The sequence below is a fragment of the Pseudomonas versuta genome (assembly GCF_001294575.1).
Lineage (GTDB): Bacteria > Pseudomonadota > Gammaproteobacteria > Pseudomonadales > Pseudomonadaceae > Aquipseudomonas > Aquipseudomonas versuta.
The window spans coordinates 4,258,300-4,284,968 of the sequence record NZ_CP012676.1; the positions used below are offsets into that span (position 1 = coordinate 4,258,300).

General features: G+C 59.4%; 28 protein-coding genes and 1 tRNA gene. 15 read left to right on the plus strand and 14 right to left on the minus strand.

Features of this window, described 5'->3' with window-relative positions:
• Positions 1-119 precede the first annotated feature (119 nt).
• The 4 genes from glnA (at position 120) to ntrC (ending at position 4,834) form a co-directional block, all read left to right on the plus strand.
• Positions 120-1,526 carry a glutamate--ammonia ligase gene (gene glnA, locus AOC04_RS18995; RefSeq protein WP_003438610.1) on the plus strand — a complete coding sequence of 469 codons (1,407 nt, stop codon included), beginning with the start codon at positions 120-122 and terminating at the stop codon, positions 1,524-1,526.
• A 211-nt stretch (positions 1,527-1,737) separates the two neighbouring features.
• A complete protein-coding gene (locus tag AOC04_RS19000; RefSeq protein WP_157883482.1) occupies positions 1,738-2,094 on the plus strand; it encodes a DUF4124 domain-containing protein in 357 nt (118 codons plus the stop codon).
• A gap of 224 nt (positions 2,095-2,318) precedes the next feature.
• Entirely contained in the window at positions 2,319-3,404 is a 1,086-nt protein-coding gene (gene glnL, locus AOC04_RS19005) for a nitrogen regulation protein NR(II) (RefSeq protein WP_060696088.1), read from the plus strand.
• Positions 3,401-4,834, plus strand: a complete 1,434-nt coding sequence (ntrC, locus tag AOC04_RS19010; RefSeq protein ID WP_060696090.1) for a nitrogen regulation protein NR(I) — start codon at positions 3,401-3,403, stop codon at positions 4,832-4,834. Before glnL ends, ntrC begins: the two co-directional genes overlap by 4 nt.
• 407 nt (positions 4,835-5,241) lie before the next feature.
• On the opposite strand, the gene AOC04_RS19015 is transcribed toward ntrC, so the two are convergent.
• Positions 5,242-5,679: a hypothetical protein gene (locus tag AOC04_RS19015; protein ID WP_060696092.1), complete on the minus strand. Its 438-nt coding sequence runs from the start codon at positions 5,677-5,679 to the stop codon at positions 5,242-5,244.
• On the opposite strand from AOC04_RS19015, the gene AOC04_RS19020 reads away from it, so the two are divergent.
• Positions 5,678-6,133: a tRNA (cytidine(34)-2'-O)-methyltransferase gene (locus AOC04_RS19020; RefSeq protein ID WP_060696095.1), complete on the plus strand. Its 456-nt coding sequence runs from the start codon at positions 5,678-5,680 to the stop codon at positions 6,131-6,133. The genes AOC04_RS19015 and AOC04_RS19020 overlap by 2 nt on opposite strands.
• A gap of 137 nt (positions 6,134-6,270) precedes the next feature.
• Here AOC04_RS19020 and secB read toward each other — a convergent pair whose 3' ends face one another.
• The 3 genes from secB to AOC04_RS19035 are packed head-to-tail and all read right to left on the minus strand — an operon-like array spanning position 6,271 to position 7,468.
• Positions 6,271-6,756: a protein-export chaperone SecB gene (gene secB / locus AOC04_RS19025; protein ID WP_060696097.1), complete on the minus strand. Its 486-nt coding sequence runs from the start codon at positions 6,754-6,756 to the stop codon at positions 6,271-6,273.
• 41 nt (positions 6,757-6,797) lie between these two features.
• Positions 6,798-7,052 carry a glutaredoxin 3 gene (gene grxC, locus AOC04_RS19030; protein WP_060696099.1) on the minus strand — a complete coding sequence of 85 codons (255 nt, stop codon included), beginning with the start codon at positions 7,050-7,052 and terminating at the stop codon, positions 6,798-6,800.
• Positions 7,053-7,054: 2 nt separating this feature from the next.
• Positions 7,055-7,468, minus strand: a complete 414-nt coding sequence (locus AOC04_RS19035) for a rhodanese-like domain-containing protein (RefSeq protein WP_003438586.1) — start codon at positions 7,466-7,468, stop codon at positions 7,055-7,057.
• 148 nt (positions 7,469-7,616) lie between these two features.
• Between AOC04_RS19035 and gpmI the strand changes: the two genes are divergently transcribed.
• From gpmI to AOC04_RS19055, 4 genes are all read left to right on the plus strand, one after another.
• Positions 7,617-9,152, plus strand: a complete 1,536-nt coding sequence (gene gpmI, locus AOC04_RS19040) for a 2,3-bisphosphoglycerate-independent phosphoglycerate mutase (RefSeq protein ID WP_060696101.1) — start codon at positions 7,617-7,619, stop codon at positions 9,150-9,152.
• Between the two features lie 177 nt (positions 9,153-9,329).
• Entirely contained in the window at positions 9,330-10,616 is a 1,287-nt protein-coding gene (locus tag AOC04_RS19045; RefSeq protein WP_060696103.1) for a murein hydrolase activator EnvC family protein, read from the plus strand.
• 35 nt (positions 10,617-10,651) lie between these two features.
• A complete protein-coding gene (locus tag AOC04_RS19050; RefSeq protein ID WP_060696105.1) occupies positions 10,652-11,965 on the plus strand; it encodes a S41 family peptidase in 1,314 nt (437 codons plus the stop codon).
• Between the two features lies 1 nt (position 11,966).
• Positions 11,967-12,776: a divergent polysaccharide deacetylase family protein gene (locus AOC04_RS19055; protein WP_060696107.1), complete on the plus strand. Its 810-nt coding sequence runs from the start codon at positions 11,967-11,969 to the stop codon at positions 12,774-12,776.
• Between the two features lie 51 nt (positions 12,777-12,827).
• Here AOC04_RS19055 and AOC04_RS19060 read toward each other — a convergent pair whose 3' ends face one another.
• The 7 genes from AOC04_RS19060 to AOC04_RS19090 form a co-directional block, all read right to left on the minus strand.
• Entirely contained in the window at positions 12,828-13,583 is a 756-nt protein-coding gene (locus AOC04_RS19060) for a substrate-binding periplasmic protein (RefSeq protein ID WP_060696109.1), read from the minus strand.
• 72 nt (positions 13,584-13,655) lie between these two features.
• Positions 13,656-14,426 (minus strand): imidazole glycerol phosphate synthase subunit HisF, encoded by a 771-nt coding sequence (gene hisF, locus AOC04_RS19065; RefSeq protein WP_003438568.1) that lies wholly within the window; start codon positions 14,424-14,426, stop codon positions 13,656-13,658.
• A gap of 10 nt (positions 14,427-14,436) precedes the next feature.
• Positions 14,437-15,174, minus strand: coding sequence for a 1-(5-phosphoribosyl)-5-[(5-phosphoribosylamino)methylideneamino]imidazole-4-carboxamide isomerase (gene hisA / locus AOC04_RS19070; protein ID WP_003438566.1), 738 nt, complete (start codon positions 15,172-15,174; stop codon positions 14,437-14,439).
• Positions 15,175-15,213: 39 nt separating this feature from the next.
• Positions 15,214-15,471, minus strand: coding sequence for a DUF2164 domain-containing protein (locus AOC04_RS19075; protein ID WP_003438564.1), 258 nt, complete (start codon positions 15,469-15,471; stop codon positions 15,214-15,216).
• Positions 15,471-16,109: an imidazole glycerol phosphate synthase subunit HisH gene (gene hisH, locus AOC04_RS19080; protein ID WP_060696111.1), complete on the minus strand. Its 639-nt coding sequence runs from the start codon at positions 16,107-16,109 to the stop codon at positions 15,471-15,473. Before hisH ends, AOC04_RS19075 begins: the two co-directional genes overlap by 1 nt.
• Entirely contained in the window at positions 16,109-16,702 is a 594-nt protein-coding gene (gene hisB, locus AOC04_RS19085; protein ID WP_003438561.1) for an imidazoleglycerol-phosphate dehydratase HisB, read from the minus strand. Before hisB ends, hisH begins: the two co-directional genes overlap by 1 nt.
• A 177-nt stretch (positions 16,703-16,879) precedes the next feature.
• Positions 16,880-18,541 (minus strand): OFA family MFS transporter, encoded by a 1,662-nt coding sequence (locus AOC04_RS19090; RefSeq protein WP_060696113.1) that lies wholly within the window; start codon positions 18,539-18,541, stop codon positions 16,880-16,882.
• Positions 18,542-18,835: 294 nt separating this feature from the next.
• Here AOC04_RS19090 and AOC04_RS19095 point away from each other — a divergent pair, with 294 nt between their 5' ends.
• From AOC04_RS19095 to AOC04_RS19120, 6 genes are all read left to right on the plus strand, one after another.
• A complete protein-coding gene (locus AOC04_RS19095) occupies positions 18,836-21,049 on the plus strand; it encodes an AsmA family protein (RefSeq protein ID WP_060696115.1) in 2,214 nt (737 codons plus the stop codon).
• A complete protein-coding gene (mutY, locus tag AOC04_RS19100) occupies positions 21,046-22,113 on the plus strand; it encodes an A/G-specific adenine glycosylase (RefSeq protein ID WP_060696117.1) in 1,068 nt (355 codons plus the stop codon). Before AOC04_RS19095 ends, mutY begins: the two co-directional genes overlap by 4 nt.
• Positions 22,110-22,382 carry an oxidative damage protection protein gene (locus AOC04_RS19105; protein WP_003438557.1) on the plus strand — a complete coding sequence of 91 codons (273 nt, stop codon included), beginning with the start codon at positions 22,110-22,112 and terminating at the stop codon, positions 22,380-22,382. The genes mutY and AOC04_RS19105 overlap by 4 nt, the downstream gene beginning before the upstream one ends.
• Positions 22,383-22,486: 104 nt before the next feature.
• Positions 22,487-22,562, plus strand: a tRNA-Phe gene (locus AOC04_RS19110).
• Positions 22,563-22,727: 165 nt separating this feature from the next.
• Entirely contained in the window at positions 22,728-23,198 is a 471-nt protein-coding gene (locus AOC04_RS19115) for a hypothetical protein (RefSeq protein WP_060696119.1), read from the plus strand.
• Between the two features lie 59 nt (positions 23,199-23,257).
• Entirely contained in the window at positions 23,258-24,115 is an 858-nt protein-coding gene (locus AOC04_RS19120; protein ID WP_060696121.1) for an alpha/beta hydrolase family protein, read from the plus strand.
• An 81-nt stretch (positions 24,116-24,196) separates the two neighbouring features.
• On the opposite strand, the gene arsH is transcribed toward AOC04_RS19120, so the two are convergent.
• The 3 genes from arsH to AOC04_RS19135 are packed head-to-tail and all read right to left on the minus strand — an operon-like array spanning position 24,197 to position 26,659.
• Positions 24,197-24,889 (minus strand): arsenical resistance protein ArsH, encoded by a 693-nt coding sequence (gene arsH, locus AOC04_RS19125; protein ID WP_060696122.1) that lies wholly within the window; start codon positions 24,887-24,889, stop codon positions 24,197-24,199.
• Positions 24,890-24,901: 12 nt separating this feature from the next.
• Entirely contained in the window at positions 24,902-25,372 is a 471-nt protein-coding gene (locus tag AOC04_RS19130) for an arsenate reductase ArsC (RefSeq protein WP_060696124.1), read from the minus strand.
• Positions 25,373-25,375: 3 nt separating this feature from the next.
• Complete coding sequence (locus tag AOC04_RS19135) at positions 25,376-26,659, minus strand: arsenic transporter (protein ID WP_060696125.1); 1,284 nt, start codon at positions 26,657-26,659, stop codon at positions 25,376-25,378.
• Positions 26,660-26,669 lie beyond the last annotated feature (10 nt).

Consider the following 26,669-nt stretch of genomic DNA (forward strand, 5'->3'; position numbering starts at 1 on the left):
GCACTGGCATGCAATTTGCTCTCTTGTGAGGCAGGTTGCCTTGGCAGAGTATTCGCGCCGGCATCAACCACCTTTAACGGGCTCTCCACTACTCAGCCCGAAGCCACCCGGAGGACACTATGTCGAAGTCGGTTCAACTCATCAAAGATCATGACGTCAAGTGGATTGATCTGCGCTTCACTGACACTAAAGGCACTCAGCACCACGTGACCATGCCGGCCCGTGATGCGCTGGATGAAAACTTCTTCACCGACGGCAAAATGTTCGACGGCTCCTCCATTGCTGGCTGGAAAGGCATCGAAGCGTCCGACATGATCCTGCTGCCAGACGACAGCACTGCCGTTCTGGACCCGTTCACCGAACAGCCAACGCTGATCCTGGTGTGCGACATCATCGAACCTTCGACCATGCAAGGCTACGATCGCGACCCGCGCGCCATCGCCACCCGTGCCGAGGAATACCTGAAGTCCACCGGTATCGGCGACACTGTGTTTGTGGGTCCTGAGCCTGAGTTCTTCATCTTCGACGAAGTGAAATTCAAGTCCGACATCTCCGGTTCCATGTTCAAGATCTACTCCGAACAAGGTTCGTGGATGTCCGACCAGGACGTGGAAGGCGGCAACCGTGGCCACCGTCCAGGTATCAAGGGCGGCTACTTCCCTGTTCCTCCGTTCGACCACGACCATGAAATCCGTACCTCCATGTGCAACGCCATGGAAGAGATGGGCCTGGTCATCGAAGTACACCACCACGAAGTGGCAACTGCCGGCCAGAACGAAATCGGCGTGCAGTTCAACACCCTGGTGAAAAAGGCTGACGAAGTTCAGACCCTGAAGTACTGCGTACACAACGTGGCAGACGCCTACGGCCGTACCGCTACTTTCATGCCTAAGCCTCTGTACGGCGACAACGGCTCGGGTATGCACGTACACATGTCCATCTCCAAAGATGGCAAGAACACCTTCGCTGGCGAAGGTTATGCCGGCCTGTCCGACACCGCCCTGTACTTCATCGGCGGCATCATCAAGCACGGTAAGGCCCTGAACGGCTTCACCAACCCGGCTACCAACTCCTACAAGCGTCTGGTACCAGGCTTCGAAGCCCCGGTAATGCTGGCCTACTCGGCTCGCAACCGTTCCGCTTCGATCCGTATTCCTTACGTGTCCAGCCCTAAGGCTCGCCGTATCGAAGCACGCTTCCCGGACCCGGCTGCCAACCCGTACCTGTGCTTCGCAGCACTGATGATGGCTGGTCTGGACGGTATCCAGAACAAGATCCACCCGGGCGACGCAGCTGACAAAAACCTGTACGACCTGCCGCCTGAAGAGGCGAAAGAGATCCCGCAGGTTTGCGGCAGCCTGAAAGAAGCCCTGGAAGAGCTGGATAAAGGTCGTGCCTTCCTGACCAAAGGCGGCGTTTTCAGCGACGATTTCATCGACGCTTACATCGCTCTGAAAAGCGAAGAAGAAATCAAGGTTCGCACCTTCGTACACCCACTGGAATACGAGCTGTACTACAGCTGCTAATCCAGCAACGACTGCCCACGCAGGCGTTACCAAGAGGCCTCCTTCGGGAGGCCTTTTTTATGGCCGCGGTTTTATCGCTTGCGCACGCACAGAAAAAAATCCGACCGGTGCTGCAGCCATCGACCCAGTCAATAAAGGCCGCAGCTGACATCAATCCCCTCGACACTAGCCCAGGCTGACGCCCCCTGTTTCTCACAAGGTGGCCCCGGCAATGCCCCGCGAAAGTACTGCGACTCCAACAGACCCCACCGGAATTTCCCGAGTGAGACAGCAGGCAACCCTGCTTTTATTTGTACTGCTTTGTGCCCAGCCGGCGGCAGCGCAGATCTATCGCCACAGCGATATCAACGCCAGCGTGACATTCAGCGACGTACCGGCGACGGGCGGCCACTCGCAGCAGATATCTGTTTTGCCGGCAAACCGGATCGCAGCGTTCCGGCATTCACCTGCCAGCATCCCCCCTTACATGCTGCTGCCCGAACAGGAGCTCGCCCAGCCGCCCAACCCCGATCGCTACAGGCATCGTCAGCCACAGCAGGCCGCGCAGGACAATTTAGAGGCGAACTGAATCTATTCAGCATTTCTGCACTATATTGGTGCGACTGCTGATCTATTACACACTTATCAGCCCAGTTTGGTTCAAAACGACCCACGCCAATTGCATTAACGCCATCTAAAAGGGCTGTAACTCCTTATTTCAGGCGAATCGCGCTTCTTTTCGGAGCCTTGGTTTGTTTTTTGCATTTTCCTTGTCTCAGCGCCTCACCCGCGCATGCAATCCGGGATCGGCCCATGACCATCAGTGACGCCCTGCACCGACTGCTACTCGACAATCTGACCACTGCCACCTTGTTGCTCAATGCCGATCTGCGCCTTGAGTACATGAACCCGGCAGCGGAAATGCTGCTGGCCATCAGTGGCCAACGCAGTCATGGGCAATTCATCAGCGAACTGTTTACTGAGTCGACGGAGGCCTTGCACTCGCTGCGCCAGGCCGTTGAACAGGCCCACCCGTTTACCAAGCGCGAAGCCATGCTGACGTCGCTGACCGGCCAGAGCCTGACGGTCGACTACGCCGTGACCCCGATCCTGAGCCACGGCGACACAATGCTGCTGCTTGAAGTGCACCCGCGCGACCGGCTGCTGCGTATCACCAAAGAAGAAGCACAGCTGTCCAAGCAGGAAACCAGCAAGATGCTGGTGCGCGGCCTGGCCCACGAAATCAAGAACCCGCTGGGCGGCATTCGCGGCGCGGCGCAGTTACTGGCCCGCCAGTTGCCCGATGAAAGTCTGCGTGACTACACCAACGTCATCATCGAAGAAGCCGATCGCTTGCGTAATCTGGTTGATCGCATGCTGGGCTCCAACAAACTGCCTTCGCTGGCCATGACCAATGTCCATGAAGTGCTGGAGCGGGTGTGCAATCTGGTCGAGGCCGAGACACAGGGCAGCATCACGGTAGTGCGCGACTATGACCCCAGCCTGCCCGACCTGCTGATCGACCGCGAACAGATGATTCAGGCCGTGCTCAATATTGTGCGTAATGCCATGCAGGCCATTGGCAGCCAGAACGAACTGCGCCTGGGCCGCATCAGCCTGCGTACCCGGGCCATGCGCCAGTTCACTATTGGCCATGTGCGCCATCGACTGGTGACAAAAATCGAAATAATCGACAACGGCCCGGGCATCCCGGCCGAGTTGCAGGACACCCTCTTCTTTCCAATGGTCAGCGGCCGCCCTGACGGCACCGGGCTGGGGCTGGCCATTACCCAGAACATCATTAGCCAGCACCAGGGATTGATCGAGTGTGAAAGCCACCCTGGCCACACACTCTTCTCGATCTTTCTACCACTGGAACAAGGAGCCGCATCGACATGAGCCGAAGTGAAACCGTGTGGATCGTCGACGACGACCGTTCTATCCGCTGGGTCCTGGAAAAAGCCTTGCAACAGGAAGGCATGACCACACAGAGCTTCGACAGCGCCGACGGAGTGATGAGCCGACTCGCCCGCCAGCAGCCCGACGTGATTATTTCTGACATTCGCATGCCCGGCGCCAGCGGTCTGGACTTGCTGGCCAAGATTCGCGAACAGCATCCGCGCCTGCCCGTAATCATCATGACCGCCCACTCGGACCTCGACAGTGCGGTAGCGTCTTATCAGGGTGGCGCGTTCGAATACCTGCCCAAGCCGTTCGACGTCGACGAAGCTGTATCCCTGGTCAAGCGAGCCAACCAGCATGCCCAGGAGCAACAAGGCCTGGCCGCCCCTCCGTCACTGGCACGCACGCCGGAAATCATCGGTGAAGCACCGGCGATGCAAGAGGTATTTCGCGCCATTGGCCGACTCAGCCACTCCAACATCACCGTTTTGATCAACGGTGAGTCGGGCACCGGCAAAGAACTGGTCGCCCACGCCCTGCATCGCCACAGCCCGCGCGCGGCATCGCCTTTTATCGCGTTGAACATGGCAGCCATCCCCAAGGACCTGATGGAGTCCGAGCTGTTCGGCCACGAGAAAGGTGCCTTCACCGGAGCCGCCAACCTGCGCCGCGGACGGTTTGAGCAAGCCGATGGCGGGACCCTGTTTCTGGACGAAATCGGCGACATGCCTGCCGACACCCAAACGCGCCTGCTGCGGGTTTTGGCCGATGGCGAGTTCTACCGGGTCGGTGGCCATACGCCGGTCAAGGTCGATGTACGGATCATTGCCGCGACACACCAGAACCTCGAAACCCTGGTGCAGGCCGGCAAGTTCCGCGAAGACCTGTTCCACCGCCTGAACGTGATCCGCATCCACATCCCGCGCCTGTCGGACCGTCGCGAAGACATCCCGACCCTGACCCGCCACTTCCTCAGCAGCGCCGCGCAAGAGCTGTCTGTCGAGCCCAAGCTGCTCAAGGCCGAGACTGAGCAATACCTGAAAAACCTGCCGTGGCCGGGCAACGTACGCCAGCTGGAGAACACCTGTCGCTGGATCACCGTGATGGCTTCAGGTCGCGAAGTGCATATCAGCGACCTGCCGCCCGAGCTGTTGAACCTGCAGCAAGACACGTCGCCGGTCACCAACTGGGAGCAGGCCCTGCGCCAGTGGGCTGACCAGGCGCTGGGCCGTGGCCAGTCCAACCTGCTCGACAGTGCGGTGCCGACGTTTGAACGGATCATGATCGAGACCGCCCTCAAGCACACCGCAGGCCGTCGCCGCGATGCAGCCGTGCTGCTGGGCTGGGGCCGCAACACCCTGACCCGCAAGATCAAGGAACTGGGGATGAAGATTGATGGCGACGAGGATGACAGCGACGAGGCATAACTCGCCATCGGGATGATGGGGGAGCTGGCTTGCCAGCGATGGCACCCCTGTGATCCGCCTGAAAGATCGCGAGCAAGCTCGCGCCTACAGAACCGCACCAGCTTCAGGCAACACGCACTATTTGTGTGCACAGCTCTAGATCAATGGTTACAGCAACATCGGCAACCCAAAACAGCAGTCCCAAAAAAGCCCCGGATTCCGGGGCTTTTTTGTATGGATGAAAAAAATAACATCGAAAAACCAAAACTGGCATGCACCCTGCAATAACCCTGACAACGCTTTAGGGGACCTTGATACAGGCAGGTCAAGACTCCCCACTTTTACATCCGCAGCCTTGATGCCTTCTGCATCAACGCGCACAACGCTTTTGGGGAACCGGTACAGGCAGGCCGCAATTCCCTCTTTTATTACTCTCGCAGGTTTACCTGCAACCGCCAGCGCCCTTCCTGCGGCGCTCCGGCCCAGTCGCCCCGCAGAGCACGGGCCGCCACCAACGTGAGCAGCAACCCGCCATCGGTATGACGTAGCCGCCAGTTCACAACCTTGTCAGCGAGCTTCAACTGGCCATTTTGCGGCGTGCCCCTGGCATCGAACAGCAACCCCAAGGTGCCATCAACCAACTCGCCATGCAGCTTGGGCTCAGCGCTGAACCACACCACCAGCGCGCCGGGCAACACGTCCACCTGCTGCAGCTCAACCGGCACAGGCGCGGTCAAACGCCCTATCATCATCCCCACCATTACACCGACTATCGCCAAAGAACCTAAAACCCGTGGCCATAGTTTCGGTCGCGGGTCCTCTTCAGGCGTAGAATGCTGCCCATCTTTAAGTTCGGAGCCGTGCATGTTTCACGTCATCCTTTTTCAACCAGAAATTCCGCCGAATACCGGCAACATTATCAGGCTGTGCGCCAACAGCGGCTGCCACCTGCATTTGATCGAGCCTATCGGTTTTGAGCTGGACGACAAGCGCTTGCGCCGCGCCGGGCTCGATTACCACGAGTACGCGCCGCTCAAGCGCCATGCCGATCTGGCCAGCTGCCTCGAAAGCCTTGGCCATCCCCGACTGTTCGCTTTTACCACCAAAGGTTCACGACCGTTCCACGACGCCCGGTTTGCCGAAGGTGATGCCTTTATCTTCGGCCCTGAAAGCCGTGGCCTGCCGCCAGAGGTGCTGGATGCGCTGGACAGCGAACACCGCCTGCGCCTGCCGATGCGCGAAGGCTGCCGCAGCCTGAACCTGTCCAACACTGTGGCCGTGGCTGTGTACGAGGCCTGGCGCCAGCTGGACTTCAAGTAATACGCCAAAAACTGTAGGAGCGAGCTTGCTCGCGAGCTCTGTGGGGCCAGCTTGAAGAGCTCGCTCCTACAGGTTGCCTTTGGACAGAGGCAATAAAAAAGCGCCATCAAGGCGCTTTTTTATTGGGCATCGACTATTTATTGAACAGTCGGGCTGCCTTCTTCCTGCATGCGCTGCAATTCTTGCGCGTACAAGGCATCGAAGTTCACCGGAGCCAGCATCAACGCCGGGAACGAGCCACGGGTAACCAGGCTGTCCAGGGTTTCACGGGCATACGGGAACAGGATGTTCGGGCAGAACGCGCCCAGCGTGTGGTTCATCGACGCAGGATCAAGGTTTTTGATCAGGAAGATGCCAGCCTGCTGGACTTCAGCAATGAACGCCACTTCTTCACCGTTTTTGACGGTAACCGACAAGGTCAGAACCACTTCGTGGAAGTCGCCTTCCAGCGGCTTTTGACGGGTGTTCAGGTCCAGGCCAACGCTCGGCTCCCACTGCTGACGGAAGATCGCCGGGCTTTTAGGGGCCTCGAACGACAAGTCGCGCACGTAGATACGCTGCAGGGAAAATTGTGGAGCGGTGTCTTCATCGCTAACAGCAGCGGTGTTCTGTTGGTCAGTCATCACAGATCCTTGTTGATCTTGGGGCTTATAGAGAATGAGAGTCAGACGTTCAGCAGCGCATCCAGTTTACCCGCGCGGTCCAGGGCAAACAGGTCATCGCATCCGCCGACATGGGTCTCGCCAATCCAGATTTGCGGGACTGACGTACGACCTGCCTTCTTGGCCATCTCGGCACGTACCTGAGGCTTGCCGTCGACCTTGATTTCTTCAAAGGCAACTTTCTTGCTTTCCAGCAGGTACTTGGCGCGGCTGCAGAACGGGCAATAATCGCTGGAGTAAACGATGACCTTGGACATTTTTACTTCACCACTGGCAGGTTGTCGGCGCGCCAGCTGCCAATACCGCCGGACAGTTTGGCAGCGTTGTAGCCGGCCTTGAGCAGCTCACGGGCGTGGGAGCCTGAATGCTGGCCCTGGGCATCAACCAGGATGATGGTCTTGCCCTTGTGCTTGTCCAGCTCGGCAATACGCGCCATCAGCTTGTCTTGCGGGATATTCAACGAGCCCACGATGTGGCCGGCGGCAAAGTCTTTAACCGGGCGAATATCAATCACCACGCCTTCGTCGCGATTGACCAGACCGGTCAGTTCGCCCGTGCTGATGCTGCGCCCGCCGCGGCTCATCTCGTGGGCGATCAACAACGCCAACAGGATGACAAACGCGCCTACAAGCAGGTAGTGAGAAGTCGCAAATGCAATCAGGTGCTCAACCATCAGAAGGTTCCAGGGTCGTAAAATGTGGGCCAGTATACACAGCCGCCTTGGTCGGCCAAACCCCGCCCGGCGGTGACGTCACATGAACTTCGCTTTAAACTGCGCGTCTTCTTCACACCTTCCAATAAACCAGCCACGAGTGGGATCTATGACTACCACGCCTAAACCTTTGGTCCTGATCATCCTGGATGGCTTCGGTCACAGTGAAAGCCACAAGGGCAACGCCGTCTATGCGGCCAAAAAACCGGTGCTCGATCGTCTTTGCGCGAACATGCCAAACGGCCTGATTTCGGGTTCGGGCATGGATGTGGGCCTGCCAGACGGCCAAATGGGCAACTCCGAGGTTGGCCACATGAACCTGGGCGCCGGCCGCGTGGTGTATCAGGATTTCACCCGTGTCACCAAGTCGATCCGCGACGGTGAGTTCTTCGAGAACCCGACCATTTGCGCGGCGGTCGACAAGGCCGTGGCTGCAGGCAAGGCCGTACATATCATGGGCCTGCTGTCCGAAGGTGGCGTTCACAGCCACCAGGACCACCTCGTGGCAATGGCCGAGCTGGCGTTCAAGCGCGGCGCTGAAAAAATCTACCTGCATGCCTTTCTGGATGGCCGCGACACGCCGCCAAAAAGCGCGGCGTCGTCCATCGAGCTGTTGGACGAAGCCTTCAAGGCGCTGGGCAAAGGCCGTATCGCCAGTCTGATCGGGCGCTACTTCGCCATGGACCGCGACAACCGTTGGGACCGCGTGGCCCAGGCCTACAACCTGATTGTCGACGCCAAGGGCGAGTTCAACGCCGCCACCGCCCAAGAGGGCCTGGAAGCCGCCTATGCCCGTGGCGAGAGTGATGAATTCGTCAAAGCCACCACCATTGGCGAGCCGGTCAAGGTAGAAGACGGCGATGCCGTGGTCTTCATGAACTTCCGCGCCGACCGTGCCCGCGAACTGACCCGTGTATTTGTTGAAGACGACTTCAAGGAATTCGCCCGCGCCCGCCAGCCAAAACTGGCCGGTTTCGTGATGCTGACCCAATACGCCGCCAGCATCCCGGCGCCAAGCGCATTTGCCCCCGGCAGCCTGGAAAACGTCCTCGGCGACTATCTGGCGAAAAACGGCAAAACCCAGCTGCGCATTGCCGAAACCGAAAAATACGCCCACGTGACCTTCTTCTTCTCCGGTGGCCGTGAAGAGCCGTTCCCGGGTGAAGAGCGCATTTTGATCCCGTCGCCTAAAGTAGCCACCTACGACCTGCAACCGGAAATGAGCGCGCCCGAAGTCACCGACAGGATTGTCGATGCCATCGAGCACCAGCGTTACGACGTGATTGTCGTTAACTACGCCAACGGCGACATGGTCGGTCACAGCGGTGTGTTCGATGCTGCAGTCAAGGCCGTTGAGTGCCTTGATGCCTGTGTCGGCCGCATCGTCGAGGCGCTGGACAAGGTCGGTGGCGAAGCCCTGATCACCGCCGACCACGGCAACGTGGAGCAGATGTCCGACGACACCACCGGCCAGGCGCACACCGCCCACACCTGTGAACCCGTACCGTTCATTTATGTAGGCAAGCGTGCATTCAAGGTGCGTGAAGGCGGGGTTCTGGCCGACGTAGCGCCGACCATGCTCAAACTGCTGGGTCTGCCACAGCCCGAGGAAATGACCGGCAAGACCATTTTGCTCGACGCCTAAAGCCATGCACCTGTAGGAGCGGGCTTGCTCGCGAGCTTTTAAGGCTCGCGAGCAAGCTCGCTCCTACAGGAGTTTCGCGTACAGGATCTGCAGCTACTATTTCACTTTCATCCATTTCTTATAGGTAACGATGGCGGGCATACTAGGCCGTCCCGTTCCCCAGGTGTCGCCCGCCCCATGCTTCGCGCCCTTATAGCCCTGACCCTCGCATGCCTGCTCCAACCGGCGTTTGCCGACGAGCGCGCACAAACCCAACAACAGCTGGAAGTTACGCGCCAGGACATCGGCGAGCTTAAAAAACGCTTGGGCCAGCTCCAGCAAGAACAATCGGGCGTGCAAAAAGAACTGCGCGGCACCGAAACCGAAATCGGCAAACTGGAGAAGCAGGTAGACGCCCTGCAAAAAGAACTAAAAAAGAGTGAAGGCGAGCTGCTGCGCCTAGATAGCGAGAAAAAAAAACTCCACAGCGCAAAACTTGAACAGCAACGCCTGATCGCCATTCAGGCCCGTGCCGCCTATCAGGGCGGACGTCAGGAATACCTGAAGATGCTGCTCAACCAGCAAAACCCCGAGAAGTTCGCCCGGACCCTCACCTATTACGACTACCTGAGCCAGGCCCGTCTGGAGCAGCTCAAGGGTTTTAACGAAACCCTGCGCCAACTGGCCAATGTCGAAGCCGACATCAACTTGCAACAAGCCCAGTTGCTGACCCAGAAAAGCAGCCTCGATGAGCAGCGCGCCGCACTCGATAAAGTCCGCGCAGAGCGCCAGCAAGTGCTGGCCAAACTAAGCTCCGATGTCAAAGACCGCGATCAAAAGCTGCAAGCTCGCGAGCAGGATCAGGCCGATCTGGCCAAAGTCCTCAAAACCATTGAAGAAACCCTCGCCCGCCAGGCCCGTGAGGCCGAAGCAGCGCGGCAAAAAGCCCTGATTGCACAGCAGGAAGCAGAGAAAAAACGTCAACGGGAGGCTGAATCGGTTGCCACCGACGCCCCGCGCAAACCGGTCAAATCGACACCGGGTGCCCTGGTGTCGAGTGCCGGCGTCTCCTATGGCGGACCTTTTTCTCAAGCACGGGGCAAACTTCCTTGGCCAGTTGATGGTCGATTGCTTGCGCGCTTCGGTGAAAGCCGTGGTGATGATGCCCGAACCAAGTGGGACGGCGTGATGATCAGCGCCGGTGCAGGCACTCCGGTCCACGCGGTACATGGTGGGCGCGTCGTGTTTGCCGACTGGCTGCGCGGCGCTGGACAGCTGGTGATTCTGGACCACGGCAACGGCTATTTGAGCCTGTATGGCCACAACCAGACGCTGCTCAAGTCGGCCGGCGATATCGTTAAAGCCGGAGAAGTGATTTCCACCGTCGGCAACAGCGGTGGTCAGGCTACACCCGCACTGTATTTTGCTATTCGTCAGCAGGGCCGCCCCAGCGACCCTGCACAATGGTGTCACGCTCAAGGATGAGCCCATCACCTTTAATACGTAGGAGTTTGTTCAACATGCCGCATTTGTCCCGCCTCAACTCGCTGGCCCTGATGATCGCTCTGGTGATCGGCTCGCCTCTGGCATTTGCTGCCGAACCCGTCGCTCATCCGGCACCGGCAAACAGCGCCAAGGCGCCACTGCCGCTGGACGAGCTGCGCACATTCGCCGAGGTCATGGACCGGATCAAGGCTGCGTATGTTGAACCTGTAGATGACAAGACCCTGCTCGAAAACGCCATCAAGGGCATGCTCAGCAACCTTGATCCGCACTCCGCGTATCTGGGCCCTGAAGATTTTGCCGAGCTGCAAGAGAGCACCAGCGGCGAATTTGGCGGGCTGGGCATCGAAGTCGGCGCCGAAGACGGCAATATCAAAATCGTCTCGCCGATCGACGACACCCCGGCAAGCAAGGCCGGGATTCAGGCGGGCGACTTTATCGTCAAGATCAATGGTCAGCCCACCCGCGGCCTGAGCATGACCGAGGCGGTCGACCTGATGCGCGGCAAGATCGGTCAAAAAATCACCCTGACCCTGGTACGCAACGGCGGCACGCCTTTCGACGTAACCCTGACCCGCGCCAACATTCAGGTCAAAAGCGTCAAGAGCCAGCTGCTTGAAGACGGCTACGGCTATATCCGCATTACCCAGTTCCAGGTCAAGACCGGCGAAGAAGTTGCCGCCGCGCTGTCCAAACTGCGTCGTGAAAACGGCAACAAAAAACTCAAGGGCATCATTCTCGACCTGCGCAACAACCCGGGCGGCGTCCTGCAATCAGCCGTTGAAGTGGTGGATCACTTCATCACCAAAGGCCTGATTGTTTACACCAAAGGCCGCATCGCCAACTCCGAGCTGCGCTTCTCCGCGACCGGCAAAGACCTGAGCGAGGGCGTTCCGCTGGTGGTGTTGATCAACGGCGGCAGCGCCTCGGCATCAGAAATCGTCGCCGGCGCCTTGCAAGACCAGAAACGCGGCGTGGTGATGGGTACCACCAGCTTTGGTAAAGGCTCGGTGCAAACCGTACTGCCGCTGAACAATGACCGCGCACTGAAGATCACCACTGCGCTGTACTTCACCCCCAACGGCCGTTCAATCCAGGCCCAGGGCATCGTGCCGGACATCGAAGTCAGCCGCGCCAAGATCACCCGCGAGCAAGACACCGAGTACTACAAAGAGGCCGACCTGCAAGGTCACCTCGGCAACGGCAATGGCGGGGCAGACAAGCCCACCGGCTCCGGCCCCAAAGCCAAACCCATGCCGCAGGACGACGACTTCCAGCTGAGCCAGGCCCTGAGCCTGCTCAAAGGCCTGAGCATTACGCGCGGCAACTGAGATGCGTTTTTCGTCGGCACTTGCCCTGCTCTGCTGCCTGACCGGTGCCGCCCATGCGGCGCCGGCCAGTCCCACCACAACACCGCACAAGGCTTACCTGAGCCTGATCATTGATGACCTTGGGCAAAACCTGCCACGCGACCGCCGCGTGCTGGCCTTGCCCGGCCCGGTCACCACCGCCGTGATGCCCGACACCCCGCACGCCGCCGAATTCGCCCGCGAAGCCTACAAGGCCGGCAAGATCGTCATCCTGCATATGCCCATGGACCCGGCCACCGGCCCGTTTGCCTGGCACCCCGACTTGCCCCTCGACGAGCTGGCAAAGCGTCTCGACGCCGCCTTCAAGGCCGTGCCCTATACCAGTGGCATCAACAACCACATGGGCAGCCGCATGACCTCACAGCCGCAGGCCATGGCCTGGCTGATGGAGAACCTGCAGCAGCGGCACAAATTCTTCGTCGACAGCCGAACCAGCGCCCAGACGGTCGCAGCGGCCCACGCACAGAAGATCGGCCTGGCCAGCGTGTCGCGGGATGTGTTTCTGGATGATGTGCGTACGGAGGAAGCGATTGCCAATCAACTGCAAACGGCGATCAAACTGGCGCGCAAACAAGGGTCGGCAGTGATGATCGGTCATCCGTATCCCCAGACCCTCGCCGTGCTGGAACGCGAACTGCCCAAGCTCAAGACCCAGGGCATTGAGTGGATCGATATCAGGCAAATGATCGGCGTGCGCAGTAACAAGGCCATGTCCGGACACGGCAAGGACGGGGTCTACCGGGCTACCCCCCTGATAATCCGACCCTTGTAGGAGCGAGCTTTACCTTGAAGAGCTCGCTCCTACAGATAGGTCAGGTCAGGTTCAGAGGTATTTGGCGCGGATCTTGTCAACCACACCTTCGGCCCGTAACTGATCCAGCGCCTTCTGTAACCTGGCGACCACCTCATCCGGCACCTCTTTGTTCAACGCCAGAAAAAGTTCGGCCTGATTGAAGCGCAGCACGGTCTTGAACCCTGAAATCCCTACCTGACGCGCTAAAAAGCGCCCGGCCGGGTCGCCGGTGGCCCAGAGGTCAATCTGACCGGCCAGCAGCTTTCTGGCGTTGTCCTGATCGCGCAGCACAATGACCGGCGCCATTCCTTTCTCTTCCAGGGCCAAGGCGATCGCATCGCCCTTATAGGCGCCCACTTTGTATTGGCGGGCCTGCTCAAGGGAGGTCAGGGTTATCGGGCTATTGGCCCGCGCCAACAACACCCAGTCATCCGGGCCGATGGGGCCGACCCATTTGAACAAGGCTTCGCGCTCGGGAATCCGGGCCGTGACGAATACGCCATAACCGGGGTTATCCAGGGCAAGGTGATAGATACGCTCCCAGGGAAAGCGCAGGGTCATGCTGTAACCGATATCTGCACGCTTGAAGGTTTCGCGCAGGACATCGACGGCAATGCCTTCCAGGTTCTGGTTTTGAGCGAAATTTTTACCGTTCTTCGCCATGTTGTAAGGCGGGAAGTTTTCAGTCAGCAGCACCAGCGAGTAACGCGAAGTATCAGCTGCAAAAACAGTACTCGTCAGGCACAGGGCAGAACTGGCGAGAACGAGTAAAAAACGTTTAAACATGACAGACGACCTAAATCCATGGCGTGCCCAAGAGTGCCGTGGGCCCGCCATGCTGTCCAGTAGCCTTTGGGCTTAGCGCACCACAATCCCGCGCTCGGCCATGTAGGCCTTGGCCTCTGGCACGGTGTATTCGCCGAAGTGGAAAATACTCGCCGCCAGTACCGCGCTGGCGTGGCCTTCGAGGATGCCGTCAGCCAGATGCTGCAGGTTGCCGACACCGCCCGAAGCGATCACCGGGATGCCCAGCGCATCGCTGATGGCACGGGTCACGCCCAGGTCGAAGCCGCTTTTCATGCCGTCCTGATCCATGCTGGTCAGCAGGATCTCACCGGCACCCAGACCTTCCATCTTCATTGCCCACTCGACTGCATCGAGCCCGGTCGGCTTGCGCCCGCCGTGGGTGAAGATTTCCCAGCGCGGGGTTTCGCCCGGCAATGAAACCTTCTTCGCATCAATCGCCACCACGATGCACTGCGAACCAAAATGCTGCGCCGCCTCACCCACAAACTCCGGGTTAAACACCGCTGCCGTATTGATCGAGACCTTGTCGGCACCGGCATTGAGCAAGTTGCGAATGTCCTGGATGCAGCGCACGCCACCGCCCACGGTCAGCGGGATGAACACCTGGCTGGCCATGCGCTCGACGGTATGCAACGTGGTGTCGCGGCCATCGACGCTGGCGGTGATGTCGAGAAACGTAATCTCGTCGGCACCCTGCTCGTCATAGCGACGGGCAATTTCCACCGGGTCACCGGCATCGCGAATGTTCTCGAACTTGACGCCCTTGACGACCCGGCCGTTATCCACGTCCAGGCAAGGGATGATGCGTTTGGCCAGCGCCATGCCGTTCTCCTCAGGCCTTGTAGGCGTCGCAGAAGGCTTGCGCCTCAGCTACATCCAGGGTGCCTTCGTAAATCGCACGGCCGGTGATGGCGCCGACGATACCGGGCGCTTTGGCGTCCATCAGGGCTTTGATATCGCCCAGATTGTGGATGCCGCCCGAAGCGATCACAGGAATGCTGGTGGCTGCTGCCAGTGCCGCGGTGTAGCTCACGTTGCAGCCCTGCATCATGCCGTCTTTGGCAATGTCGGTATAAACGATGGCCGATACGCCGTCAGCCTCAAAACGCTTGGCCAGGTCGATCACCTGAATGGTGCTCACTTCAGCCCAGCCGTCAGTTGCGACGAAGCCGTCCTTGGCGTCCATGCCGACAATGATTTTGCCGGGGAAGGCGCGGCAGGCTTCAGCCACGAACTCAGGGTTCTTCACCGCTTTGGTGCCCAGAATCACGTAGCTGACGCCAGCCTTGACGTAATGCTCGATGGTTTCCAGCGAACGGATGCCGCCACCGATCTGGATCGGCAACTGCGGGTAACGCCTGGCGATGGCAGTCACCACCTCGCCATTGACCGGCATGCCTTCGAAGGCGCCGTTCAGGTCAACCAGGTGCAGGCGGCGGCAACCGCCCTCTACCCATTTGGCGGCCATGCTCACCGGGTCATCGGAGAACACGGTGGAGTCTTCCATACGGCCCTGGCGCAGACGTACACAGGCACCGTCTTTAAGATCGATAGCGGGGATAATCAGCATCTGGCAAACCTTCAAATTCGGGAGTCAGTGACTCGCAAGTCAGTTCTTTTCGAGCGCCCACAGGTCGCTTTCGATGCTCTCGAACCTCTCTTTGAGGTGCGTCTGCACATCGAAAATCGCGCGATTGTAGTAATGCGGCGCGATTTCGCGGGTGAACAGCTCAAGGATTTCAGCCGCTTCGAATGAACCCAGGTCCAGTTCGAAGCGGTCTTGCATAAAGCGTTTGATCTTGCTGTTGGCTTCGTTCTCTTGCTCGGGGGTGAGCGTGAGAATCGGCGGCTTCTTACGAGGCGCCATTACCAGCGCCCGTCCCAGGCCATGAAGTTTTCCAGCAGTTGCAAGCCGTGGGTATGGCTCTTCTCTGGATGGAACTGCACCGCAAAACGCGAACCGTCAGCCAGCGCGGCTGCAAAGTCGACGCCATAGTGCCCGCCACCGACCACCTGGCGAGGATTACCCGCCGCAATGTAGTAGCTGTGGACAAAATAGAAGCGCGCCATATCGGGAATGCCATGCCACATAGGGTGATCGACCCTTTGCTGCACCTCGTTCCAGCCCATGTGCGGCACCTTGAGGTGCTCGCCGTCTTCGTGCAGATCCTTGCCGAAAAATTTCACCTGACCGGGGAACAGGCCGATGCAATCAACGCCACCGTTCTCTTCACTGCTATCGAGCATGGCTTGCATGCCGACGCAAATCCCGAGAAAAGGACGGTCCTGACTGACTTCACGCACCAGCGAATCAAACCCCAGACGACGGATCTCGGCCATGCAATCGCGAATGGCGCCCACACCGGGGAACACCACGCGGTCAGCTTCGCGAATCACATTGGCATCGCTGGTAATCACTACCTGCCCGGCGCCAACGTGCTCCAGCGCCTTGGCCACCGAGTGCAAGTTACCCATGCCGTAATCGATAACCGCCACTGTCTGCATCAGAGCACGCCCTTGGTCGATGGCATTTGCCCTGCCATACGCTCGTCCAGCGCAACGGCCATGCGCAGCGCGCGGCCGAATGCCTTGAACACGGTTTCGATCTGGTGGTGGGTGTTGGTGCCGCGCAGGTTGTCGATGTGCAGGCTGACATTGGCGTGGTTCACGAAGCCCTGGAAGAACTCCTGAAACAGATCGACGTCGAAGCCGCCCACGGTGGCGCGGGTATACGGCACATGCATTTGCAGGCCCGGACGGCCCGAAAAGTCGATGACGACGCGCGACAGCGCTTCGTCCAGCGGCACGTAGGCGTGACCGTAACGGGTCATGCCTTTTTTATCGCCGACTGCCTGGCTGAAGGCTTTACCCAGGGTAATGCCAACATCCTCGACGGTATGGTGATCGTCGATATGCAGGTCGCCTTTGCACTCGATGTCCAGGTCGATCAGCCCGTGTCGGGCGATCTGGTCGAGCATGTGCTCAAGAAAAGGAACGCCGATATCAAATCGGGCCTTACCGGTACCATCCAAGTTGATCGAGGCTTTAATCTGGGTTTCCAGAGTATCGCGCTCGACTGACGCCTTACGTTCGGCCATCACCAGCTCCGCAAAATCATTGGGCGAAAAAGGTGGCCATTATAGGCACGGGTCAGGCAAACAGAAACATGGAAGGGGATATGACTGACGGACTGAGTCATTCGGTAGGAGCGAGCGTGCTCGCGAGCCCTTTAAAAGCTCGCCAGCACGCTCGCTCCTGCGGGTCAGGCATCGGTATTAATGAAACAACACTGCCGTCTTCTGCACTGTCACCCACACACCCCACAGCAGCGGAATGCCCACTGCCAGCCAGGCTGCGATGACCAGGGGCAGACTGCCGGAGGCCGCTTTCCATTCCAGCGAGGTGCTGGCATCGGCGCCTTTGTCGTGACCCAGCGCCTGTTCAGCCGCCAGTTGCGCGTCAGTCATGAAGTACTTGTCATCCACCGGGCGTACCAGCAAGTTGCAGATAAAGCCCAGCACCAGCAGGCCGGCCAGGATATACAAGGTGATGTCATAGGCCGCCGCACGCTCGACCCCGATGCTGAGCTGATACTCACGCAGATAGTTGACCAGCACCGGCCCAAGCACACCCGCGGCCGCCCAGGCAGTCAGCAGTCGACCATGAATCGCACCCACCATTTGCGTACCGAACAGATCCGCCAGGTAAGCCGGAACCGTGGCAAAGCCGCCGCCGTACATCGACAGGATGATGCAGAACGCAGCCACAAACAGCGACACGTTGCCCAAATGACCCAAGTTCGGAATCATCGCGTACAACGCAAAACCCAGGGCGAAGAACACGAAGTAGGTGTTTTTACGCCCCAGGTAGTCGGAGAACGACGCCCAGAAAAAACGCCCGCCAATGTTGAACAGGCTCAGCAGACCGGTAAAACCGGCCGCAATCGCCGCGATTTGGGCCAACTGCGCCGCATCCAGCTGGCTGAATGTCAGGTCATTGCCCAGCAATTTGCCCGCGAACACTTCCTGCAACAGCGGTGAGGCCATCCCCAGAATGCCGATACCGGCCGACACGTTCAGGCACAACACCAGCCACACCAGCGCAAACTGCGGGGTTTTCCAGGCAACGCTCACGTGTACATGGCGCTGGGTAATCATCGCATTGGCGGCTTTCTTCGCCGGCGGGGTCCAGCCCTCAGGCTTCCAGCCGGTAGGCGGAACGCGATACGACAACGCGCCACCAATCATGAACACGAAGTAAATCGCCGCCATCACCACAAAGCTCTGCCACACGCCCACGCCATCGGGGCCGGCGAAATGGCCCATCAACGCAGCTGCCAGCGGCGCACCCACCATGGCGCCACCGCCGAAGCCCATGATCGCCATACCGGTCGCCATGCCGCGCTTGTCCGGGAACCACTTGATCAACGTCGAGACCGGCGATATATAGCCCAGGCCCAGGCCTATACCGCCAATCACCCCCGAACCCAACCACATCAGCCAGATCTGGTGGGTATAAATGCCCAATGCTGAAACCAGCAGGCCACCACACCAGCACAGTGCCGAGACCACACCGGCCTTGCGCGGCCCGGCATGCTCAAGCCAGCCGCCCCACACGGCTGCCGAGCAACCGAGGAAGATGAAAAACAGGGTGTAGATCCAGCCGAGCATGGATATCGGCCAGTCACATTGCGACGAGAACACCTGCGCGATGAAGCTCATGTCCGGCGCACAAGCCACTGGCGCGGTGACGCCCAGGGCTTTGGACAGAGGCAGCCAGAACACGGAAAAACCGTAGGCCATGCCAATACACAAGTGAATGGCCAGTGCGGCCGGCGGAACCAGCCAGCGGTTGAAACCGGGCCTGGCGATGATGCGCTCCTTTGACAAGAACCCGGGCTGTGAGGCAAGACTGCCCGCAGCGGTGCTGTTATTCATTGTTGTTTCCCCCATGGATGAAGTGATCCCCGGGCACGCTAAACCCCCGACTTTGGCACCTTGCGGCACGAGTCATTTTTGTAGGATTTATTTCGAGGCGCGACAAAGCGCCGCAGAAGGCCCGAAAAACTGCCGAAGATTACCACTTGAACACAGGAAAATGCCCACGCTGATTCGGTGTTTGATAGCCAGACTGATCCGCCACTATCCACCCCACAGTCGGCCTGCCCGTGACGCTATACTCTGCGACCAACTTTAAAATTTCCCTTCACTCAGACTTACAAGGACTCGCCCATGAAAGCGTTCGGCAAAATCCTGGGTCTGGTGCTTCTCGGATTGTTGCTGATCATCGTGGCTCTGGGCTTTGCTCTGAGCCATCTGTTCGATCCCAACGACTATAAAGACGAGATCCGCCAGATAGCCCGCGACAAAGCCCACATTGAGCTCACGCTCAATGGCGACATTGGCTGGAGCCTCTTCCCCTGGCTCGGACTGGAACTGCACGACGCCAGCGTCGCAACCCTGGCGGCACCGAACCAGCCCTTTGCCGATCTGCAAATGCTGGGCCTGTCAGTACGCGTACTGCCCCTGCTGCGCAAAGAAGTGCAGATGAGCGATGTACGGGTCGAAGGCCTGAACCTGCGCCTGACCCGCGACAAGGACGGCCACGGCAATTGGCAGGACATCGGCCAACCGGCACCTGCCACCGCCAGTACCGATGCCGGCAGCGCCAGCACCGAAACCGCAAACAAGCCGGACAGCGTCAGCCAGCCACTCAAGCTGGACATCGACAGCCTGACCGTGAATAACGCGCGGGTTGAGTACAACGACGAGCGGAACGGCCAGCAGTTCAGCGCCGAAAGCATCCAGCTGAGCACCGGCCCGATTCACGAAGCGACCAGCACCCCGGTCAAACTGACTGCGTTCCTGGGCACCAACAAGCCAGTGATGCGGGTCAAAACCGAAGTCGACGGCAAGCTGCGCTTTGACCGCGTACTCAAGCGCTATCAGTTTGAAGACATGAAAATGGTAGGCGAGGCCTCTGGCGAACCGCTGCAGGGCAAAACCATGACCTACGCAGTTCAAGGGCAGATACTGGTAGATCTTGCAGCCAACGTCGCCGAATGGAGCGGCCTGAAGGTATCAGCCAACCAGCTGCGCGCCCTGGGTGAACTCAAGGCCAGCAACCTGGACAGCACGCCACAGATCAGCGGCGGCCTGTCGATTGCCCAGCTCAATCTGGCCACCTTCCTCGACAGCATCGGCCACACCCTGCCCCAGATGGCACCGGGCAGCCTGAGCAAAGTCGAACTGGTCAGCCGCCTGTCCGGCAGCCCCACCAGCCTGGCCTTCGACGAACTCAATCTGAAAGTCGATGACAGCACCTTTACCGGCCGTATCGCCATTGACGACTTCGCCAGACAAGCCCTGCGTGTGCAGCTCAAAGGCGACACGTTCGACGCCGATCGCTACCTGCCGCCTAAATCGGCCGCAGCCAACAGCGCTGCAGCCGCGCGCAAAACCGAAGTTCAAGGCAGCGAAGCAGGCGCATTGGCAGCATCAGGCGATACGCCATTGCCAGAGGCACCGACCAAGAGCGGCTGGAGCACGACCAAGATCATTCCCGTGACTCGCCTCAAGGCGCTGGACCTGGAGGCCGACCTCAGTTTTGGCCAACTCACCCTGACCCGGCTGCCGATCCAGAATGCAGCGCTCAAGGTCAGCAGCAAAGACGGCCTGCTGACCCTGCAAAACCTCAGCGGCAACCTCTACAAAGGCACGTTTGCCGCCAACGGCAGCCTCGATGTACGGCCCATGCTGCCACTGGCCAACCTGCAAACCCGGATCAACAACGTGCCGGTCGAAAAAATCCTCCAGAGCCAGGGGCAAAAACCGCCTGTAACCGGCCTGCTGACCCTCAACAGCAATGTCACAGGCAGCGGCAACAGCCAGAGCGCGCTGATTCAAAGCCTTAACGGCACGGCAAACTTTGTGCTCAACGACGGCGTGCTGCTGAACGCCAACCTTGAACAACAGCTGTGCAAAGGCATCTCTGTGCTTAACCGCAAAACCCTGAGCGGCACACCACCGGGCAAAGACACTCCGTTCAAGGAGCTCAAGGGCAGCCTGGTGTTCCGTAATGGCGTGGCCAGCAACCCGGACATGATCGTGCGCATTCCCGGCATGAGCGTAAAAGGCGATGGCGACATCGACCTGCGCGTACTGGGCATGGATTACCGCATCGGCATCATCATTGAAGGCGACACCCGCGCCATGCCGGACCCGGCGTGCCAGGTCGGCAAAAACTTCGTCGGTATCGAGCTGCCATTGCGCTGTCGCGGTCCGCTGGAGCTGGGCGCCAAGGCCTGCCGCCTGGACAAGGAAGGGCTGGGCAAAGTCGCTGCCAAAGTGGCGGGCAATAAAATCAGCGAGAAGCTTGAAGAGAAACTCGGTGACAAGGTCAGCCCGGAACTCAAAAATGCCCTCAAGGGGCTGTTTAGCCGATGAAAGACGAGCAATTTTCTGTGGCGGTACTGGACTGGTATGACCGCCACGGCCGCCACGATTTGCCCTGGCAACAGGGCATCACCCCATACCGGGTATGGGTCTCGGAAATCATGTTGCAGCAGACCCAGGTCAGCACCGTGCTCAACTACTTCGACCGGTTTATGGCCTCGCTGCCAACAGTCCAAGCCCTGGCCGCCGCCCCCGAAGACGAAGTGCTGCACCTGTGGACCGGGCTGGGCTACTACACCCGCGCGCGCAACTTGCAGAAGACCGCAAAAATCGTCGTCGCTGAATATGGTGGTGAATTTCCGCGGGATGTCGAAAAACTGGTGGAACTGCCCGGCATTGGCCTGTCCACTGCAGGTGCGATCGCCAGCTTGAGCATGGGCCTGCGCGCCCCGATCCTCGACGGTAACGTCAAGCGGGTGCTGGCGCGCTATACGGCGCAAGAGGGGTACCCCGGCGAGCCCAAGGTCGCCAAACAGCTGTGGGCCACCGCAGAACGCCTGACGCCCCGGGACCGGGTCAACGCCTATACCCAGGCGATGATGGACATGGGCGCCACGCTTTGCACCCGCAGCAAGCCCAGTTGCCTGCTGTGCCCGCTTGAAAGCGGCTGCCAAGCGCACTTGCTGGGCCTGGAGACACGCTACCCGATCCCCAAGCCGCGCAAGACCATCCCGCAAAAACGTACCCTGATGCCGATGCTGGCGAACGCCGAGGGCGCGATCCTGCTTTACCGTCGCCCGTCTACCGGCCTGTGGGGCGGGCTCTGGAGCCTGCCCGAGCTGGATGACCTCAAAGACATCGAGCATCTGGCATTGCAGCACGCCCTGAAGCTGGGCCAGCAACACGAACTGCCCGGCCTGACCCACACGTTTAGCCATTTCCAGCTGGCCATCGAACCCTGGCTGGTCCACGTCGAAGAGTCCGGCCATCACATGGCCGAGGCTGACTGGCTCTGGTATAACCTCGCCACCCCGCCGCGCCTGGGCCTTGCTGCCCCGGTCAAGAAGCTGCTCAAACGCGCAGCCGAGCTATTGAATCCAGGAGAGTCGTCATGACCCGCACCATCATCTGCCGCAAGTACAAAGAAGAATTGCCCGCCCTTGAGCGCGCTCCGTTCCCGGGCGCCAAAGGTCAGGACATTTTTGATCACGTCTCGGCCAAAGCATGGGCAGACTGGCAAAAACACCAAACGCTGCTCATCAACGAGAAGCGTTTGAACATGATGAACGCCGAAGACCGAAAATATTTGCAGGGCGAAATGGATAAGTTCTTCAGCGGAGAGGAATACGCACAAGCTGAAGGCTATGTTCCGCCAACCGAATAACCCCCGGTTTTATTGGGTTTGGCCCGTAAGCGACGGTAATAGTTAAATATTTTTCAAAAAAGTGTTTGACGGATAACCGAAAAAGGCTTCTAATGCGCCCCGTTGCCCAGATAGCTCAGTCGGTAGAGCAGGGGATTGAAAATCCCCGTGTCGGCGGTTCGATTCCGTCTCTGGGCACCACATTCAGCATTGATGTGGTGTTCGCACCACCTCAAAGCAAACAAGAAACCCGCCTAGTGCGGGTTTTTTGTTGGGCGCGATTTATACCCGGTGGCGCCACCTCTCTTGGCGATTGCAAAGAGATGGGGTTCAATCCTCTCCTCAGCCTGCAAAGGACACACGTTCATGGCAACGCCAAAGAAACAGCAAAAACACGCGCAGCGGGCCAAATCCAAAGCCAAACAGAACCGCATCGGCAAACCGGCCAAGGCTTCGGCTGCGACCCTGATCGACAATCCGTTCGATGACGTAAAAATCGACCTCAGCACCTTCAACTTCCAGGACATCCTCGACAACGGCTTTGACCCGGCCGATTACGACGATCTGTTCCAGGTGATGAAGGCCGCCGAAGCCATCAACCTGCAAACCATGTGCACGGTGTTCCTGCAATACCCGGTGCTGGAGCTGGTGATCTCCGAAGAGGAAGAAGAGCCCGCGACCGACTTCCTGATGGGCCTGCTGATCGAGTACCGGATTGCCATCCATGGCGACGATGAAGACAGCGCCGTGGCCTGGATCGAAACCCCGGCATTTCACAAAGCCTACGTCGAAGCTTCACGCCTGTTGCAAGAACGCAACACCCGGAGCAGCCACTGACAGCTGCCCTGCCCCGACCTGTCAGCCGGGCGTTCACCGAGGCTGCTGCTGACGGTTACTTGCTGGGCGGTCTTGAATGGCGCCAGCACACGCCGCACGCCTCGCGCGCCGTAGTCATCATCAATGCCGCCACCTCGGTGCGCTGCTGCTACTACACGCGCTTTGCCGAGTATCTGTTCAGCCATGGCATGGACGTGATGCTGTTTGACTACCGCGGCATCGGCGCCTCGCGCACAGGATCACTGCGCGGCTTCAAGGCCTCATGGTCGGACTGGGGATCACTGGACTTTGAAGCGCTCCTCAAGCGCGCACAGCGCCAATACCCGGGGCAGCCGATCGATGTGGTCGGACACAGCTTTGGCGGCTGTGCAGCAGGCCTGGCAGCGTCCGGGGCGGTTATTCGCCGTGTAGTGACCGTAGGGGCGCAATTTGCCTGCTGGCGTGACTATGCGCCCGCACAGCGCTGGCAGATGGTTACCAAGTGGCACGCCGTCATGCCTTTGCTCACCGGGCTCTGCGGCTACTTCCCGGGCAAGCGCCTGGGCTGGCTAGAAGACACCCCGGCAGGCGTGGTCAAGGACTGGGTGACGTTCGGCACGCGCTTTGAGCAACTCCCCAGCGCCCGCCACCTCGGGGCCCTGCCCTTTGCTTCGGTAAAGGCCAAAACCCTCGCCATCAGCCTTAGCGACGATCCGTTCGGCACCGTGGCGGCCATCGAGCGCTTGCTGAGCCATTTCAGCGCCAGCTCCCGCACACATTTACGCATCAGCCCGGAAGATATCGGTGTAACAGAGATCGGCCATTTCGCGTTTTTTCATAACCGATTCCATGACAGCTTATGGCCGATTGCCCTGCAATGGTTACAAACGGGGGCATTGGCAATCGATGTGCCCGGATCCATACAATACCCCCTGTAGGAGCGAGCTTGCTCGCGAGCTCTTCCTGAGAGCCGGATAGAGCTCGCGAGCAAGCTCGCTCCTACAGGGGGTTGAGACCCTTTAGATCGCCCGCTGGTTAACCCGGTCAGACAACTCTTCAGCCGTTTCCTTGCGTTCCGAATAGCGATCTACCAGGTCCGGACGGTCGCGCAGGAGCAAGGTGAATTTGACCAGTTCTTCCATCACATCTACCACGCGGTCGTAGAGCGCCGAGGGCTTCATCCGGTCCTGATCGTCAAATTCCATGTAGGCCTTGGGCACCGAGGACTGGTTGGGGATGGTGAACATGCGCATCCAGCGCCCCAAATTACGCAACTGGCTGACGGTATTGAACGACTGCGAGCCACCCGAGACCTGCATCACCGCCAGGGTCTTGCCTTGCGTGGGACGCACCGCCCCCAGCGCCAGCGGCACCCAGTCAATTTGTGCCTTGAACACGGCAGACATGGCGCCGTGACGCTCGGGTGAGCACCACACCTGCCCTTCTGACCATTGCATCAACTCCAGCAGCTCCTGGACCTTGGGATGGTCGCGGGGGGCATCATCGGGCAGCGGCAACCCGGACGGATTGAAGATCCGGGTCTCGGCACCCAAGTGACGCAGCAAGCGTGCAGCCTCTTCAACCAGCAAACGGCTGAACGAGCGCTCCCGCGTCGAGCCGTACAGCAGCAAAATGCGCGGCGGATGCGGTTGCTGCTCCGCACCGGGCTGATCGAGCAGTCCGAGGTTGAGGTTAGGCATCTGTTCGCTCATCAAAGTCTCCTGTTACAACGTGGAAATTCGCTCAAGCTCAAGCCTGAGCCCAGGCACCGAAAGGGATTCAAACGGTAGCTCGAAAAAAGTCCGGCAGCGCCTCTCAATCTGCGCCAGGGTGGCTCGAAATGCCTGATCAATCCCGGCTTCGTCAGCCACAACCTCGGAAGGGTCGGCAAGCCCCCAATGGGCTTTGACTGCGGGGCCGAAATACACCGGGCAGGCCTCACCGGCCACCTTGTCACACACCGTAATTACGATGTCGGGGGGCGCTCCTTCGAAGGCCTCGTTGCCTTTACTGTACAAACCCGCCGTGGCTATCCCGGCGTCTTGCAGGGTGCTCAGGCTGCGCGGCAGCACCCGGCCTTTGGGAAAGCTGCCGGAACTGACAGCCTCAAAGCCTGGCGGTGCCAAATGGTTGAACATCGCCTCGGACAAAATGCTTCGGCAGCTATTGGCCGTACACATAAACAGAACTTTCATCACCTACCCTCCCAACCGCACGGCCAACGCCGCCAACGTGATCAACAGCACCGGTAACGTCAGCACGATCCCGACCTTGAAATAGTAACCCCAGGTAATGCGTATCCCTTTGCGCGCCAGTACGTGCAGCCACAGGAGAGTGGCCAGACTGCCGATCGGGGTGATTTTTGGCCCAAGGTCGCTACCGATCACGTTGGCGTAGATCATGGCCTCCTTGATCACCCCGGTAGCGCTGCTGGCGTCAATGGACAGGGCTGCGATCAGCACGGTGGGCAGGTTGTTCATGATTGATGACAGCAACGCCGTCAACAGGCCAGTACCCAGGGTCGCGCCCCACACACCGTAGCGGGCAAAGCCGTCGAGCCAGCCGGCCAGGTAATCGGTGAGCCCGGCGTTACGCAGGCCGTAGACCACCAGGTACATGCCCAGGGAGAAAATCACGATCTGCCACGGCGCCTCCTTGAGTACCTTGCGGGTGGAGATTTTGTGCCCCCACGCCGCGATGCCCAGCAACAACGCCGCGCACAAGGCCGAGATGGCGCTGATGGGAATCCCCAGCGGTTCCAGAGCGAAACAGCCCGCCAACAAAATCCCCAGCACCCACCAGCCCGCCACGAAAGTGGCTTTGTCATTGATGGCACTGGCCGGGTCATCAAGCTGCGCAGGGTCGTAATCGGCGGGAATGTCGCGCCGGAAAAACCACAACAACATGCCCAGCGTGGCCGCCACGCTCACCAGGTTGACCGGCACCATCACCGCGGCGTACTGGTTGAAGCCGATGTTGAAGTAATCCGCCGAGACGATATTGACCAGGTTCGACACCACCAGCGGCAAGCTTGCGGTGTCGGCAATAAAGCCTGCCCCCATCACAAAAGCCAGGGTTGCCGCCGGCGAAAAACGCAGCGCCAGCAACATGGCGACCACGATAGGGGTAAGAATCAACGCCGCGCCGTCGTTGGCAAACAGCGCCGACACCAGGGCACCCAGCAACACCATATAGGCGAATAAACGTTTACCGCGGCCTCTACCCCACCGCGCCACATGCAAGGCCGCCCAGGCAAAGAACCCGGCTTCATCGAGCAACAGGCTGATGATGATCAACGCCACGAAGGTGCCTGTGGCATTCCAGATGATCGACCACACAACCGGGACATCGCCCGGTTGCACCACACCAAAAATCAGGGCCAGCAGCGCCCCCAGCGAGGCGCTCCAGCCCACCCCGAGCCCCCGGGGCTGCCAGATGACCAGCACAATCGTGAACACAAAAATCGCAATGGCAGCCAACATAAAACTCTCC